The following is a 14,169-nucleotide window of genomic DNA, read 5'->3' as shown; positions in this document are numbered from 1 at the left end:
CTTCCGCAGTCGTCGTCAAGCCGTTGCCGAAGTCGTGCAGACCGACAAGCACTGTCTTGCAACGATTTCGGTAGCTGGGCGGTCTGGCTGGTGCCAATGTTCCGGCGGGGGACGGATGGGCCACCTGGCCTCTCCGTCAGGGATGCACAGGCGCCGTCAGGCGAGGGAAGGGGAATTGAATGTGTAACGATCACAGCACGGGGCTGACGCGTCGGGGGCTTCTTGGGGCCGGGGCTCTTGCCGCATCGGCGGCGCTTGCCGGGGGATTCGTGAGGCCTGCGGTGGCGCAGTCGTCGGAGATGAAGGCGGCGCCCAACGACATTGCGCCCGACGAGGCCATGCGCCGCCTGATGGACGGCAACGCCCGCTACGTAGAGAATCTCACCCAGAACCGCGACATGGCCGCCGGTCGCGAGGCCCGGGCCGCGGCGCAATATCCTTTCGCCGGCATCCTTTCCTGCGCCGATTCCCGCGTTGCGCCGGAACTGGCCTTCGACCAGGGGCCGGGCGAGCTGTTCGTGGTGCGTGTGGCGGGCAATTTCGTCGACACCAACGGGCTCGCCAGCATGGAATTCGGCGTTGCCGTCCTCGGCATCCCGTTCCTCATGGTGCTCGGCCATTCCAGCTGCGGAGCGATCTCGGCAACCATCGACGTGATCGAGAACGGCACCGAGCTGCCCGGTCACCTGCCGTCGCTGACCGATGCGCTGAAGCCGGGTGTAGAGAAGGCGCTGGCCACCAAGCCCGCCGACCCGCTGGTTGCTGCGACGGAAGAGAACGTCCGCTACAACGTGGAGAAGCTGAAGACCGCGACGCCCATCGTCGCCGAGGCCGTTTCCGCCGGCAAGCTCAAGATCGTCGGCGGCGTCTACGACATTGCCACCGGCAAGGTCGAACTCGTCTAGCCGGCGCCACCGCCCGCACCTATTGCGGGCATGGACTGAAATCGGGGGGCGGGCCGCGTGCGGCCCGCCCCCTTTTCGCGTCAGCCGCGCGGCGGGATCGCCAAGCCGCGCTCGACCGCCGGACGCGCCAGGCAGCGGTCCAGCCACTCAGGCACGCGGCTGAGCCGGTCATAGCCGACAAGGTCGCCGGCCTCGTAGAAGTCCACGAGACTGCGAACCCAGCCCATCATCGAGATGTCGGCGATGGTGTAGGCGTCGCCCATGATCCAGGCGCGATCCTCAAGGCGGGTCTCCATGACGCCGAGCAGACGGCTGGCCTCGTTGACGTAGCGCTCCAGCGGCCGCTTGTCCTCGATCTCCTTGCCGGCGAACTTGTGGAAGAAGCCGAGCTGGCCGAACATCGGGCCGATGTGGCCCATCTGGAAGAAGACCCACTGGATGGTCTCGTAGCGGGCCGCCGGGTCGGCCGGGATGAGCTGGCCGGTCTTCTCGGCGAGATAGACGAGGATCGCGCCGGATTCGAACAGCGCCATCGGCTTGCCGCCCGGTCCGTCGGGATCGATGATTGCGGGGATCTTGCCGTTCGGATTGAGCGCAAGGAACTCGGGCGTCCAGGTCTCGTCCTTGCCGATGGCGACGGTGTGGGCCTCGTAGGGAAGGCCGGTTTCCTCCAGCGCGATGGAGACTTTCACGCCGTTCGGCGTCGGGAAGGAATAGAGCTGCAGCCGCTCGGGATGCTGCGCCGGCCAGCGGCCGGCGATCGGGAAGGCGGACAGGTCGGACATGGTCGGCTCCGGTGGGATGCGCGGTGGCGGGCGGAGCCGGCCTGCGGCCCCGGGTCGCCGCACCCTATCAGAGCGACGCGGCTCCCGCCGAGGGGGCACGGATCGTCTTGTACATGATGGTCGTGGCGTCGAGCCGCGTGCGGGCCGGGTCGATGCAGTAGTCGGGGATGGTGCCGATGGCGACGTAGCCCAGCGAGGCATAGAGCGGTTCGGCGAAGTCGCCGGTGCGGGTGTCCAAAGTGATCAGCGAGCGCTCCAGCGCGGCCGCCCGGTCCTCCAGGGCCGCCATCAGCGCCCTTGCGATCCCCCGGCGGCGTGCCTCCGGGTGCACCAGGAGTTTCGTCACCTCCGCCCGGTGGGGCTGGTTCGGCGGCGTGTCCACGTCCAGCTGTACGGTCCCGACGACACGGCCGTCGATTTCCGCTATCCATAGGGTGCGGGTGCCGGCGGCGATCGCCGGCAGGACTTTTCGGGCAAAGAAGAGCTCTGCCTCCGCCTGCGTAAACGGCCAGACGAAGTTGACGCTGGCGCCCGCCGCGACGCAGGCGTGGAGAAGCGCGCCCAGTTCGGACAGACGCGCTTCGGCCTCCGCTGCGGTCAGGCTCGACAGGACAGGCGGGTGCGCGGACATTGATTACACCATGAACAGGACATAGCGGGCGCCGGTGTCGGCCGGCGTTTCGAACAGGCTCGGGCCGTAAAGCTGGTAGCGCAGGCAGTCGCCCGGCCGGAGCGCATGGACGCGGCCCTCGATGGTGACGGTCACCGTTCCCTCTATCAGCATCAAATGGTGCTCCAGGCCGGGCCGGGGCGGCGCCTCGTAGGCGAGCCGCGCGGCGGCGGGCAGCTTGCCTTCCAGCACTTCGCCGGCCAGCGTTTGCGAGGGCGGCGAAACGGAGCGACGGCGAAATCCGGTGTCCGGATCCACCCAGACCGGCTGCGCCTCGCGCAGCACCACCGACTCGAAATCGCCCTCCACCAGATGCATCAGCCGCGACAGGGTGAGCCCGTGAGCCGCGCAGAGCTTGCCGAGCACGCTCGCCGTCGGACTGACTTCGCCGTTCTCCAGGCGCGACAGCGTCGCGCGGCTCACCCCGGTGCGGTGGGCAAGCTGATCCAGCGACCAGCCGCGCTCTGCCCGCAGCGCGCGCAGTCTCTCGGCGATCCGGCGGTCCGCTGCATCTTTTGTGAGAGAATCTTCCATATATGAGAAAGTGCGCCGTTCATGACGGATTGTCAACGCGGCGCATTCAAATACGAAGATACCCTGACTGCTGGCGTCGCCATGGTGGCGGGCGCCGTTACAGAATTCGCTTCACAGAGGCATTCGAGATGATCACGAAGACGATGAGGACCGCGTCCACCGGGCTGCGGCTTCTGGCTGGGGCGCTCGCATTCACACTGGCCGCCACCCCGGTCGCCCAGGCCTGCACGGGCATCACGCTCACTGCCCAGGACGGCACCGTCGTGCGCGCCCGCACGATGGAGTTCAACGTCAACCTGGAATCGAACGTGATCCTGGTGCCGCGCGGCTACGCCCGCACCGGCTCCACACCCGACGGCAAGGCCGGCCTGGAGTGGAAGGCCAAGTATGCCTCGGTCGGCACCAACCCGATGGGCCTGCCGCTCATCGTCGACGGGTTGAACGAGAAGGGGCTTTCCGTCGGGCTCTTCTACTTCGCCCAGTCGGCCGGCTATCAGCCCTACACCGCCGACGATGCCGCGCGGACCATCGCGCCGCAGGAGCTCGGCTCCTTCATGCTCGACAGCTTCGCCACCGTGGCGGAGGTCAAGTCGGCGATCCCGGACGTTCTGGTCGCGCCTGTGATCTTCGAGAAGTTCAACATGGTCCTGCCGGTCCACTACATCGTGACGGACCCGACGGGCGCCTCGATCGTCATCGAGTATGTCGACGGCAAGCTGAACATCCACGACAACGGCATCGGGATCATCACCAACAATCCGCCGTTCGACTGGCACATGACCAACCTGCAGAACTACGTGAATCTGGGCCTGGAAAATGCGCCGCCGCAGAAGCTGGGTGACGTGACCATCGAGGGGCTCGGCCAGGGCACCGGCCTGCTCGGCCTGCCCGGCGACTTCACGTCCCCGTCGCGCTTCGTGCGGGCCGCGATCTTCGCCCACGGCATCGATCCGACAACCACCAGCGAGCACGGCGTGTTTCAGGCCTTTCACATCCTGAACAACTTCGACATCCCGAAGGGCGTGGCCCGGGAAGACGAGAAGGACAAGGAGGGCAACATCGTCTCCGACTACACCCAGTGGACGAGCGCCAACGATCTGGCCAACAAGCGCTTCTACTTCCGTACCTACGAGAACAGCGACATCCGCGTCGTCGACCTGACCAAGCAGGAACTCGATGCGAGCGACATCCAGACCTGGTCCATGGGCGGCTTCGAGGTTGCCCACGAGCTCGGCGCACCGGAGTAGGCGCAGCGGGGGGCGGTGCGGGCCGGTTCCGCCCCTTCTTCCCTCTCCGGAGGCGATGATCGTGAAGGCGGCCAGCCACGGGCAAGCTGCGGTTGCTACCCGAACCGGTGTTTGAGGCGGGGGAGGGACCCTGCTACTTCTTGCACTATGGCCGGATGGCGGACGCTTCGGCGCGACCGCAGGCCCTACCCATGACGATCAGGCACGGTCGATGGACGACCTCCTCGAGAGACTTCTGGACCTCTACGAGCACACGCCGGTGCTGGTCGCCGCCTACGACGGTTTCGACCGGCTCCGCTACGCCAACCGCGCTTTTCGCGCGGCATTCTTCGTCGGTCCGGACGAGCAGCCCTCCTGGTCGGAAATCATCCGGCGCAATCACCGCGAAGGCCGTGGAACCGTCATCCGCAATCCCGACCTGGAAGCCTGGCTGACCAGCACCCAATCCCGGCGGGGAAAGGTCGGCTACCGAGCCTTCGAGACCGACATGGTGGACGGCAGCTGGCTCTACATGACGGAAACGGTCCAGCCCAATGGCTGGATGCTCTGCATCGCGTCCGATGTGACCCGTCTCAGGCCGGACGAACGGTCGGTGCGCCAGGATCTCGACTTCGCCATCAAGGCGTCGAACACCGATGAGCTCACCGGCGTGGCCAACCGCCGTTACACCATGGCGCGCGCAGCAGAGATGCTGCAGGCCCGGGACGAGGCACGGTCCGGGAACGGCGCGTTCGCGCTTCTCGATCTCGACCATTTCAAGTCGATCAACGACCGGTTCGGCCATCAGACCGGAGACCGGATCCTGGAGGATTTCGTCAAGCGGTTACAGCCGCTGGTCAGGCGGGCCGACTGTTTCGGCCGTGTTGGTGGCGAGGAGTTCGCGCTTGTCCTGCCGAAAACTCCGGTCGAGGAAGCGGTGCTCATCGTCGAGAAGATGCTGTCGATGATCCGCATGAACCGGCCGCTGCCCGAGCGGCCGGACTTCGCCTACACCTTCTCTGCGGGTGTGGCCGCGATTGCGCCGGCCGACACCTTGACCGACCTCTACGGTCGCGCGGACAAGGCGCTCTATCTCGCCAAGGTCAGCGGCCGGAACCGCATCGAGGTCAACATCAGCCAGCGCAACCGGTCCAGCGCGACGCTCTGAACCGGACCGGCCTAGGCGTCCGGCGCAATGCGCACGATGCTGCTGCCCGAGCCGCGGGTTTCCGTCACCGCGTAGACGGCACCGTCCGGGCCGACCTTCACGTCACGAACCCGGGCGTCGAGCGGCAGCCACTCTTCTGCCGAGACCCGGTCGCCATCCATGTGCAGGATCACCACGCCACGGCTCTGCAGGCCGCCGACCAGAAAGGCGCCGTTCCATTCGGGGATCAGGTCGGCATCATAATAATCCATGCCCGACGGGGCGATCACCGGATCCCAGTAGTAGATCGGCTGCTCCATGCCGTCCTTGGCAGTGATCCCCTGGCCCACCGGCGAGCCGCCGTAGGTAAGGCCGTAAGTGATGACCGGCCAGCCATAATTCTTGCCGGCCTCAGGCCTGTTCAACTCGTCGCCGCCGCGCGGGCCGTGCTCCACGGTCCACAGTTGGCCGTCCGGGCCGATGGTTGCCGATTGCAGGTTGCGGTGGCCGTAGGACCAGATTTCCGGCAACGCCTCGCCGCTTTTCGCATAGGGGTTTCCGTCGGGAACGGATCCGTCGGGATTGATCCGGAAGACCTTGCCGAGGCCCGAGCCGAGGTCCTGGGCCTGGTCGCGGATCGGTGTGTCGGAGCGTTCGCCAACGGTCACGAACAGCGTTCCGTCCGGCGCGAAAGCCAGTCGCGATCCGAAATGCTTGCTGCCGGCATAGGCCGGCGTCTGTTGGAAGATGACCTCCGTCCCGCTGAGGCTGCCGCCGCCATTGCCATCTCGGTCGAGACGGGCACGGGCGACACTGGTGGCGTTTTCGCCGCCACCGCGGGGTTCCGCGTAGGAGAAGTAGATTATGCCGCTGTCGGCGTAATCGGGGGCAAGCGCGACATCGAGAAGGCCGCCCTGGCCGTCGGCATCCACCTCCGGAACACCCTGGATCTCGGGGCCGGCGGCCCCGTCGCGGCTCACGATGTGCATCGTTCCGCGCTTGGCGGTAATGAGCGCGCCGCCTTCCGGAAGAATTTCCAGGCCCCAGACCTGCGGCAGACCCGTGGCGACCTTTTCCGCGCTGACATTGGCGTTCTGCGCCGGCTGCGGAGCGCGGGTCTGCCCCTGGAAGGCCGGGGACTGATCGGGGGCATTCGGCGCTCCGGTCTGGACCGGCGGTCGGGCGTCGGTCGACTGGGCGAACGCGGGGCCGGCGAAGGCGAGGACGGCGGCGACCGGCAGGGCAAGAGAACGCATGAAGACCTCTCCGTCGGTGCGGGGTGGGTGCAGACCGACAACCGTGTGTGCCGGTTCGAAGTTCCCGGGAAGGTGGGGCAGGGTCCAAGCTCAACAACCCGTACGGGCCGATCTTGAACCGGTTGTGAACGCGGACGCTTCAGCCGAGGCGGGTGAGCACGATGCCGCTGACAATGACCACGGCAGCCAGCATGCGGACGCGCGTCAGCGGTTCGCGCAGGATCAAGACCGAGATGGCGGCGGCAAACAGCACGCTGGTTTCGCGCAGCGCGGCGACGAGCGGGATCGGCGCCTGGGTCATGGCCCAGATGGCCGTCCAGTAGGCGGCGAACGACATGGCCCCGCCGGCCATGCCGCTTTTCCAGTAGGGGCGGAGCGCGCGAAGGCCGGCAAGCCCGCGTGCCACCAGTAGCACGATCAGCATCGCCAGTCCGTCGAAGAAGAACAGCCAGACGGCGTAGCTGTGGGCGGAGCCGTTGGCGCGGGCGCCGAGACCGTCGGTGATGGTGTAGGCGGCGATGAAAGCGGATGTGGCCAGCGCGAAGACGACGGCCGAGCGCTCCAGTCGGGCGATGTCGCGACCGCCCCGCATGGACATCAGCGCCACGCCTGCCGCCAGGATGAGGATGCCGGTTGTCTGCAGCGCTGTCAGCGCTTCGCCCACGAGCGTGAGCGAGACGAGAGAGACCAGCAGTGGCGCCGCGCCCCGGGCGATCGGGTAGACCTGTCCCAGGTCGCCGGTCCGGTAGGCCTGCACGAGGAACAGGTTGTAGCCGATGTGGAAGGCCACCGAGGCGGCCAGGAAGGGCCACGCTTCGATTACCGGAATGGCGACGAAGGGCAGCGGCACCAGCGAGGCGATCCCTGCTGAGATCGCGATCAGGCACACCGACAAGAACCGGTCGAGCCCGACCTTGACGATGGCATTCCAGCCCGCGTGACAGGCGGCTGCGACCAGAACCGCGAAGAAGACCGTAATGCTCATGGGTCTCGCGTGTCCGCCGGAAATGGCGTTGGGAAGCGCTGGATTCCGCGCCTGGAGCTGACGCGGGCCCGGCATCGGGCGATCCCCCCGGAGTGCCCGTGGATTGGGGCAGAAGCGGGTACGGGAGCAGGCGCGACATTAACCCTTTACGACATGCCGCGCCCGTTTGCGCGCCAAGGTGTTAGAATTGGGCAACCGATGCGATCCCTCACGGGATCCGCGTAATCAGAATGAGGGTTGCATGAGCGAACAGAAACCGGAACGGAGACAGGGTGCCGTGGCGCGGCGGGAGAAGGCTGCGGAAACTGATCGCGTGGCGCGCGAATTCATCGAAACCGAGCGGCTTGCCCGGGAGAAGAAGACGGAGAAGCTGGAGCAGCTTCGCCTGGCGCGCGATGCCGCCGAGGCAAAGGAAGCCGCCAAGGCGGCCAAGGCCACGGCCGCCGCGAAACCAGCTCGCTCCCGCAAGCGTCCTGCCGGCTGAGCCCCGCCGGGCCGGACGACGGTCCGGCCCCTAGCGCCGTTTCAACAGCAGAAGCATCAGGAACGGCGCGCCCACCAGCGCCGAGAGCAGTCCGGCCGGCAGTTGGTAGGGGAAGTGGGCGTTGCGGCCGATGAAGTCGGCGATGACCATCAGCGCCGCGCCGCAGAGGGCCGCGCCGAGGAGCTGTGGCAAGGCCCGCTTCAGGCCCAGCTCGCGGGCGATGTGCGGCGCCATCAGTCCCACGAAGGACAGCGGTCCCACCACCAGCGTTGCGGCGGCAGTCAGCCCCACGGCGGCGGTGAAGAGCAGACCGCGCGTCCGCTTCACCGCGATACCGAGACTCTGCGAGGTGGCCGTACCGAGCGGCAGGATGTCGAGCCAGCGCATGGTCAGGCAGGCCAGCGCGACAAGCCCCACCGAGAGGCCGAAGGCGGTCAGCGCGGGAGTGAGCTCGATGCCGTAGGTGGAGCCGGCCATCCAGTTGAGGAGCCTGAGCGCGCGCGGGTCGCCGGCGGCGGCGAACAGGCCGACGAAGGCGTCCAGCATGGCATTCAGCGCAATGCCGGCGAGCACGATGCGTTCGGGCGCGAAGCCCGAGCGTCCGGCCACCAGGAAAATGAGCGCCAGCACAAGCGCCGCGCCGGTGAACGAGAAGCCGAGCTGCATGGCGACGCTCGGTGCTGCCACCAGGACCAGCGATACCGCCAGGCCCATGGTGGCGCCGGCGCTGACCCCGATCACTTCGGGGCTGGCCATGTCGTTGGCGGTGAGCCGCTGCAGGATCACGCCCGCCGCCGCCAGCATGGCTCCCGCCGACAGCGCGGCGAGAACGCGCGGCAGGCGCCAGTCGAGCACATAGGGCAGGATCGACGCCGTCACCGCGTCCCAGCCGCCGTCCGTGGCCCGGCCCACCAGGACCGCGGCGACCGCCAGCCCGACGAGACCTGCGGCGAGCGCGGCAAGCACCAACGGCGTGTTCACCCGACGGACCGTCCGCACCGTCCGGTCGGCCGGGGGGCGGCGGTCGACCACCCGAAGGCGCGGCAACAGCAGGAACAGGAGCGGCGAGCCGAAGACCGCGGTGATGGCGCCGGTAGGCACGAAGCTCGCCAGCGGGCCGGACAGCACCGTCACCGCGGCATCGGTGAACCAGAGAAGCAGCGCGCCGATGAGAGGCGACCAGGCCAGGCGCGCCGCGAAGGTCCGGGCGCCGGCGATGCGCGCAACCGTCGGGGCGATCAGGCCGATGAAGCCGATGACGCCCACGGCCGCCGTCACCACGGCCGCCAGCGCCAGCGCGATCGCCGCGCCGCCCCAGCGTACGGTCGCCGTGTTCAGGCCCAGCCCGCGGGTGTTCTCGTCGGGCAAGGCGAGCAGCGTCAGCGGCCGTGCCAGCAGGACGGCGATCACCGCGAGCACCGCCACCCGGGGCGCCAGGCTGAGCGGCACGCTCCAGTCCTGCTGCTGCAGCGAGCCGGAGCCCCAGATGAACAGGCTGGCGAGATAGCGGTCGTTGAGGAGGGTCAGCAGCGACGCCAGCGCGCCGCAGTAAAGGCCCACCACCAGGCCGCCGAGCACCAGCGTGATGGGCGAGAAGCCCCGCCGGGCCGAGAGGCCCAGCACCAGCAGCCCGGCCACGAGGCTGCCGGCGAGCGCGACGGGATCGCGGCCAAACATGTAGAGACCCGGCGCGTAGAGCGTCGCCAGAGCCAGCGCGAGGTTGGCGCCCGCCGACAGGCCCAGCGTGGTCGGCGAGGCGAGCGGGTTGCGCAGAACCTGCTGCAGCAGCGTGCCGGAAAGGCCCAGCGCCGCGCCGGCCACCAGCGCCGTCGTCAGCCGCGGGAGGTCGGAGTAGAGCAGCAGCATTCGGGCGGGATCGAAGCCGCCGGCCGGCGCCCCGAGCGCTGCCAGTCCCGGCGCCAGCACCAGGTAGGTAAGCGCCGCGGCCGGACCGGCGAGCGCCAGCGCGAGCAGCGGCAGCGAGAGGGATCGGAGCGCGCTCATCGGCGCCCCTCCGGGTCGACATGGTCGGTGAACAGCTGGGCGAAGCGCAGCGCGGCCGGAACGGTGCCGAAGGTGAGCACCGACGGCAGCACGGCATAGCGACCCTCCGCAATCGGCGGCAGTTGCGTCCACAGCGGGCTTTGCGCCAGGGTCGGTTCCACGTCCCCCGGGATGGGTTCGAAGGCGATGATGGTGGTGTCCGGCCCTGCCTTCGTGGCGAGCTGTTCCAGTCCGATGGTCTGGAAGCCCCAGTAGGTCGTCGGACCGTCCCAGGCGTTGGTCACGCCGATCCGGTCGAGCACGTCCTGGTAGAGGCCCTGTGCGCCGTAGACCCGGGCGTGGCGGGAATCCATGAAGTTGATCAAAAGCGCCGGACCCGGCTTCGCCCGCGCGACCCGCGCGGCGCAGTCGGCCAGGAAGGCGTCCGCCTCGTCGAGGAATTGCCGCGCCTCGCGCTCGCGTCCGAGCCGCTCGCCCAGGCTGCGCGCCGCGGCGTAGGAGCGTTCCAGCGGATTGCCGTCCGGGGTGTAGATGGCCAGCGACAGGACCGGGGCGATGTCCTCCAGCCGGCTTCTCAGGGCCTGCACGTAGGGCGTGGCGAGGATCAGCTCCGGCCGCAGCGAGGCGAGCAGCTCCAGATTGACCTCGCGGTCGCGGCCGATGTCGACGACGCTTCGAGGCAGGGGCGGCTCCACCACCCAGTCCTTCCAGTGGGCGGCGGCGGCCAGCCCCACCGGCGTCACGCCCAGCGCCATGGCGGTGTTGGCGAGGCCGTAGTCCAGGGAGGCGATGCGGGGAGCGTCGCCTGGCCCGGCGGCAAGCGCCGGCGCCGTCGCCAGCGCGGCGCACCCGGCCAGAAAGCCCCGGCGGGAGAGAAGGTCGGTTGGGGTCATGGCGGCCGAGCGTCCTCTCACCCCGGGCACGCTACGGGCGTGCCGAGGGTCGGGTGCGCCATCACCTGCATGGCGATGCCGGTGATCTCGGCCAGGCACGCGGGCGTCATGATCGCCGCGGGCGCGCCGGAAGCCACCAGCCGTCCGCCTTTCAGCGCGTGGATGTTGTCGCAGAAGCGCGCCGCCATGTTCACGTCGTGCAGCACCACGACGCCCGTCATGCCCTTCTCCCGGCAAAGCCGCTGGATGAGGCCGAGCACCTCGATCTGGTGGGCGATGTCGAGCGCCGAAGTGGGCTCGTCGAGGAGCAGGCAGCCCGTGTCCTGGGCCAGCGTCATGGCGATCCAGGCGCGCTGGCGCTCGCCGCCCGACAGTGTGTCGACGATGCGTTCGGCGAAGGGCTCCAGCCCGCACCGCGCGATGGCATCCGACACCTTGGCGTGGTCGGTGGGGCCAAAGCGGCCGAGCGGGCCATGCCACGGGTAGCGACCGAGGCCGACCAGTTCGCGTACCGTCAGCCCGACGGTCGCGCCGGTCTCCTGTGGCAGGTAGGCGACGGAGCGTGCGAAGGCGCGCTCGCCCCATGTCCGCACCTCGGTTCCGGCGAAGGACACCGACCCGGACGTTGGCGTGAGCTGCCGGCCGAGGAGGCGGACCAGCGTCGACTTGCCCGACCCGTTGTGGCCGATGAGGCCGGTCACGCTGCCAGGCTCGATCGTGAGATCGAGCCCGGACAGAATGCTGGCACCGTCGATGGTGTAGCTCAGGCCGCGGACTTCGAAGCCCGCGGCGCTGATGTCGGGAGTTGCCATCGCTAGAAGCGGTAGCGCAGGCTGCCGATGATGGTCCGGCCCTGGTCCTTGTAGCAGAAGCCGTCGGCGCAGATCTGCTCCTGCGCATCGAGCAGGTTCGTGGCGTTGATCTGGAACCGCACGCCGTCGAGCTTCGGGTTGTGGGCGCCGAAGTCGTAGTGGACCACCGCGTCGAGGAACGTCCGGGCGTCGTTCTCAAGGATGTTGTAGTCGTCGCCGTAGCTTTCGCCGATGTAGCGAATGCCGGCACCGAAACCGAGGCCCTCGGCGAGACCCTGCTGGATGGTGTAGTCGGCGAAGATCGACGCCTGGTGCGTCGGAATGCCGTTCAGCGTGTTGCCGGCCGTGTTTCGGGCGCCCGACTGGATCTCCACGTCGGTGTAGGCGTAGGAGGCGACCACGCTCAGCCCGTTGGTCAGCGAGGCCTGGCCCTCGATCTCGAAGCCGCGCGAGATCATGTCCTGCTGGACCTGCTCGTTGATGCCGGTGGAGGCGTCGAACACAACGCCGTCCTTCATGTCGATCTGGAACACCGAGGCCGTGATCAGGGCGTTGTGGCCCGGCACGGCGTACTTCACGCCGCCCTCGATCTGGTTCGCGGTGGTGGGGGCGGCCGGCTCGCCGGTGATCAGCGTGCCCACGTTCGGGGTGAAGGTGGTGCCGTAGCTGACATAGGGAACGAAGCCCCAGGGCGTGCGGTAGGAGAGGGCGGCCCGGTAGGTCCACTTCTCATCGTCCTGGGTTACCGGGCTCGCCGCGGCGGTGTTCGTTTCCGCATGCAGCCAGTCGTAGCGGGTGCCGAGGTTGATGATGAAGTTGTCGATCTCGATCTGGTCGTTGGCGTAGAGGCCGAACTGCTGCTGGGTCTGGCTCTGGTTCCAGGTCGCGACCGGCGGGAAACCGTCGCGCGGCAGGGTCCCGACACCCTGATAATCGTCATAGTCGACCCAGTTGTAGGCCGCGCCGGCGATGAAGGTGTGCTTCACCGGGCCGGTGTCGAACTCCGCCTTGCCGAAATTGTCCGTGACGAAGGTGTTCACCTTGTCCTGCACGAGGCCGGCATAATAGGACTGGGTCACTGGATCCAGCAGGCCGGAATACTCCTCATTCATGTCGACGTTGGCGTAACGGCTGTTGGAGAAAACCGAGAAGGTCTCGTTGAAACGGTGCTCGAACTCGTAGCCGATGCGCCACTGATCCTGGCTGAACTCGTTGTAGGAGGGGTCCGGCAACGGGATATCGGTCACGCCATTGGCATCGTTGTAATAGAAGGTACTGCCGCCGGTGGTGGCGTGCATGTACTCGCCAAGCACCGTCAGCGTGGTGTCATTGGTCGGCTTGAAGGTGATCGCCGGCGCGATATACACGCGGTCGTCCGGGACGGCATCCATCATCGTTCCGGAATCGCGCAGCACACCGGTCATCCGGTAGAGGACCGTCCCCGCTTCGTTGAGCGGGCCTGACAGGTCCATGTTCCCCTGGAACCGGTCGTGACTTCCGGCTTCGATCATCACCTCGCGGAAAGGCTGCTCTGTCGGCTTCTTGGTCACCAGGTTGACGATGCCGCCAGGGCTGGAGGCGCCATACATCGTGCCGGACGGGCCCTTGAGCACCTCGATGGCCTCAAGTCCGTAGGGTTCGGTGCGGAACTGGCCGGAGGGCGCCGCGAACTGGCGCAGGCCGTCACGATAGAGGCCGTTGTAGGTGACGTTGAAGCCGCGGAGGAAGAAGGAGTCGAAGCGGGGTTCGAAACCATAAGCGTTCGCCGTGACGCCCGGCACGTAGGAAACGGCCTCTTCCACCGACTGCGGGTTGAGGTCTTCCAGCTGCTTCTGGGTGACGATCGAGATCGACTGGGGAATGTCGACGATCGGCGTCTCCGACTTGGCGCCGATGCGGCCGGAGATCGGCACGTAGCCATCCTGGACGAGGCCCTGGTTGCTCTGCGCCTGGACGTCGATGGTCTCGAGCACGACGCCTTCGGATGACGCGAGAACCGCGGCGTCCTGGGCCTGGGCGGCGGCGGGAATCGGCAGGGCCAGGGCGAGGAGCGCGAGGCGCCGGGAAGCAAGCTTGGTGCGGGGGGGCATGGACGGTCTTTCTGCTCTGGACGGAGAGGGGCGATCGGCCCGCTCCGCAACGCGAGGCGAAGGTTCTGCAAAGGTCGGTGCTTTCCCGGGGCTCGATGCTGGTGCTTGCCGGTCGGACATGGCACTGTCGCCTCGATCTCGCACCCGCGAAAATCCTGACTCTGATAGTCAGGATTCATTTCGCCGGTCAAGGCGTCCCGTGCTGCGGTCGGGCCTCAAAGGTCTCCACTTCTCTTGAAAGCCGGGCTTAGCCAGCCCCAGACAGGCCCGAGGCTCCCCCGAATTCGGAGGGTTTTGGGCTGGGTGTGGCGCGTTTGCTACAACGCCCGAAGAGTCGTAAGTCCATATTGGAACAAGTAAAATTCGACCGGGGAAACC

13 protein-coding genes are annotated in these 14,169 nt (G+C 67.7%); 4 read left to right on the top strand and 9 right to left on the bottom strand.

Annotated elements, in window-relative coordinates:
* Positions 1-179: 179 nt before the first annotated feature.
* Positions 180-905: a carbonic anhydrase gene (locus C507_RS0107450; RefSeq protein ID WP_026318925.1), complete on the top strand. Its 726-nt coding sequence runs from the start codon at positions 180-182 to the stop codon at positions 903-905.
* Positions 906-985: 80 nt separating this feature from the next.
* Here the strand turns inward: C507_RS0107450 and C507_RS0107445 are convergent, their stop codons facing one another.
* From C507_RS0107445 to C507_RS0107435, 3 genes are all read right to left on the bottom strand, one after another.
* The gene (locus C507_RS0107445; protein WP_018699048.1) at positions 986-1,690 is read right to left on the bottom strand and encodes a glutathione S-transferase family protein; all 705 of its coding nucleotides are present in this window, start codon (positions 1,688-1,690) and stop codon (positions 986-988) included.
* Between the two features lie 67 nt (positions 1,691-1,757).
* Positions 1,758-2,321, bottom strand: a complete 564-nt coding sequence (locus C507_RS0107440; RefSeq protein ID WP_018699047.1) for a GNAT family N-acetyltransferase — start codon at positions 2,319-2,321, stop codon at positions 1,758-1,760.
* A 3-nt stretch (positions 2,322-2,324) separates the two neighbouring features.
* On the bottom strand, positions 2,325-2,894 hold the full coding sequence (locus tag C507_RS0107435) for a helix-turn-helix domain-containing protein (RefSeq protein WP_018699046.1): 570 nt from the start codon (positions 2,892-2,894) through the stop codon (positions 2,325-2,327).
* A gap of 128 nt (positions 2,895-3,022) precedes the next feature.
* Between C507_RS0107435 and C507_RS0107430 the strand changes: the two genes are divergently transcribed.
* Positions 3,023-4,141, top strand: a complete 1,119-nt coding sequence (locus tag C507_RS0107430; RefSeq protein ID WP_018699045.1) for a linear amide C-N hydrolase — start codon at positions 3,023-3,025, stop codon at positions 4,139-4,141.
* A 211-nt stretch (positions 4,142-4,352) separates the two neighbouring features.
* Positions 4,353-5,288 carry a GGDEF domain-containing protein gene (locus tag C507_RS0107425; protein WP_018699044.1) on the top strand — a complete coding sequence of 312 codons (936 nt, stop codon included), beginning with the start codon at positions 4,353-4,355 and terminating at the stop codon, positions 5,286-5,288.
* An 11-nt stretch (positions 5,289-5,299) separates the two neighbouring features.
* Here C507_RS0107425 and C507_RS0107420 read toward each other — a convergent pair whose 3' ends face one another.
* The gene (locus C507_RS0107420; RefSeq protein ID WP_018699043.1) at positions 5,300-6,523 is read right to left on the bottom strand and encodes a PQQ-dependent sugar dehydrogenase; all 1,224 of its coding nucleotides are present in this window, start codon (positions 6,521-6,523) and stop codon (positions 5,300-5,302) included.
* 139 nt (positions 6,524-6,662) lie between these two features.
* The gene (locus C507_RS0107415) at positions 6,663-7,508 is read right to left on the bottom strand and encodes an EamA family transporter (protein WP_018699042.1); all 846 of its coding nucleotides are present in this window, start codon (positions 7,506-7,508) and stop codon (positions 6,663-6,665) included.
* Positions 7,509-7,749: 241 nt separating this feature from the next.
* Between C507_RS0107415 and C507_RS20700 the strand changes: the two genes are divergently transcribed.
* Positions 7,750-7,992, top strand: coding sequence for a hypothetical protein (locus tag C507_RS20700; protein ID WP_018699041.1), 243 nt, complete (start codon positions 7,750-7,752; stop codon positions 7,990-7,992).
* 30 nt (positions 7,993-8,022) lie between these two features.
* Here C507_RS20700 and fhuB read toward each other — a convergent pair whose 3' ends face one another.
* The 4 genes from fhuB to C507_RS0107390 are packed head-to-tail and all read right to left on the bottom strand — an operon-like array spanning position 8,023 to position 13,791.
* Positions 8,023-9,996: a Fe(3+)-hydroxamate ABC transporter permease FhuB gene (gene fhuB, locus C507_RS0107405; RefSeq protein ID WP_018699040.1), complete on the bottom strand. Its 1,974-nt coding sequence runs from the start codon at positions 9,994-9,996 to the stop codon at positions 8,023-8,025.
* Positions 9,993-10,889 (bottom strand): ABC transporter substrate-binding protein, encoded by an 897-nt coding sequence (locus tag C507_RS0107400; protein WP_018699039.1) that lies wholly within the window; start codon positions 10,887-10,889, stop codon positions 9,993-9,995. Before C507_RS0107400 ends, fhuB begins: the two co-directional genes overlap by 4 nt.
* A 17-nt stretch (positions 10,890-10,906) precedes the next feature.
* Positions 10,907-11,701 carry an ABC transporter ATP-binding protein gene (locus C507_RS0107395; protein WP_018699038.1) on the bottom strand — a complete coding sequence of 265 codons (795 nt, stop codon included), beginning with the start codon at positions 11,699-11,701 and terminating at the stop codon, positions 10,907-10,909.
* 2 nt (positions 11,702-11,703) lie between these two features.
* Positions 11,704-13,791, bottom strand: coding sequence for a TonB-dependent siderophore receptor (locus tag C507_RS0107390; protein ID WP_018699037.1), 2,088 nt, complete (start codon positions 13,789-13,791; stop codon positions 11,704-11,706).
* Between the last annotated feature and the right edge of the window lie 378 nt (positions 13,792-14,169).

It is taken from the genome of Amorphus coralli DSM 19760, from assembly GCF_000374525.1.
GTDB lineage: Bacteria > Pseudomonadota > Alphaproteobacteria > Rhizobiales > Amorphaceae > Amorphus > Amorphus coralli.
This window is presented reverse-complemented; position numbering and strand designations above follow the sequence as displayed.

Bases quoted from the DNA above. Each gene is read 5' to 3' on its own strand.
- C507_RS0107445 (WP_018699048.1), bottom strand. From the start codon at position 1,690: ATGTCCGACCTGTCCGCCTTCCCGATCGCCGGCCGCTGGCCGGCGCAG.
- C507_RS0107395 (WP_018699038.1), bottom strand. From the start codon at position 11,701: ATGGCAACTCCCGACATCAGCGCCGCGGGCTTCGAAGTCCGCGGCCTG.
- C507_RS0107435 (WP_018699046.1), bottom strand. From the start codon at position 2,894: ATGGAAGATTCTCTCACAAAAGATGCAGCGGACCGCCGGATCGCCGAG.
- fhuB (WP_018699040.1), bottom strand. From the start codon at position 9,996: ATGAGCGCGCTCCGATCCCTCTCGCTGCCGCTGCTCGCGCTGGCGCTC.
- C507_RS0107440 (WP_018699047.1), bottom strand. From the start codon at position 2,321: ATGTCCGCGCACCCGCCTGTCCTGTCGAGCCTGACCGCAGCGGAGGCC.
- C507_RS0107425 (WP_018699044.1), top strand. From the start codon at position 4,353: ATGGACGACCTCCTCGAGAGACTTCTGGACCTCTACGAGCACACGCCG.
- C507_RS20700 (WP_018699041.1), top strand. From the start codon at position 7,750: ATGAGCGAACAGAAACCGGAACGGAGACAGGGTGCCGTGGCGCGGCGG.
- C507_RS0107420 (WP_018699043.1), bottom strand. From the start codon at position 6,523: ATGCGTTCTCTTGCCCTGCCGGTCGCCGCCGTCCTCGCCTTCGCCGGC.
- C507_RS0107390 (WP_018699037.1), bottom strand. From the start codon at position 13,791: ATGCCCCCCCGCACCAAGCTTGCTTCCCGGCGCCTCGCGCTCCTCGCC.
- C507_RS0107415 (WP_018699042.1), bottom strand. From the start codon at position 7,508: ATGAGCATTACGGTCTTCTTCGCGGTTCTGGTCGCAGCCGCCTGTCAC.
- C507_RS0107430 (WP_018699045.1), top strand. From the start codon at position 3,023: ATGATCACGAAGACGATGAGGACCGCGTCCACCGGGCTGCGGCTTCTG.
- C507_RS0107450 (WP_026318925.1), top strand. From the start codon at position 180: ATGTGTAACGATCACAGCACGGGGCTGACGCGTCGGGGGCTTCTTGGG.
- C507_RS0107400 (WP_018699039.1), bottom strand. From the start codon at position 10,889: ATGACCCCAACCGACCTTCTCTCCCGCCGGGGCTTTCTGGCCGGGTGC.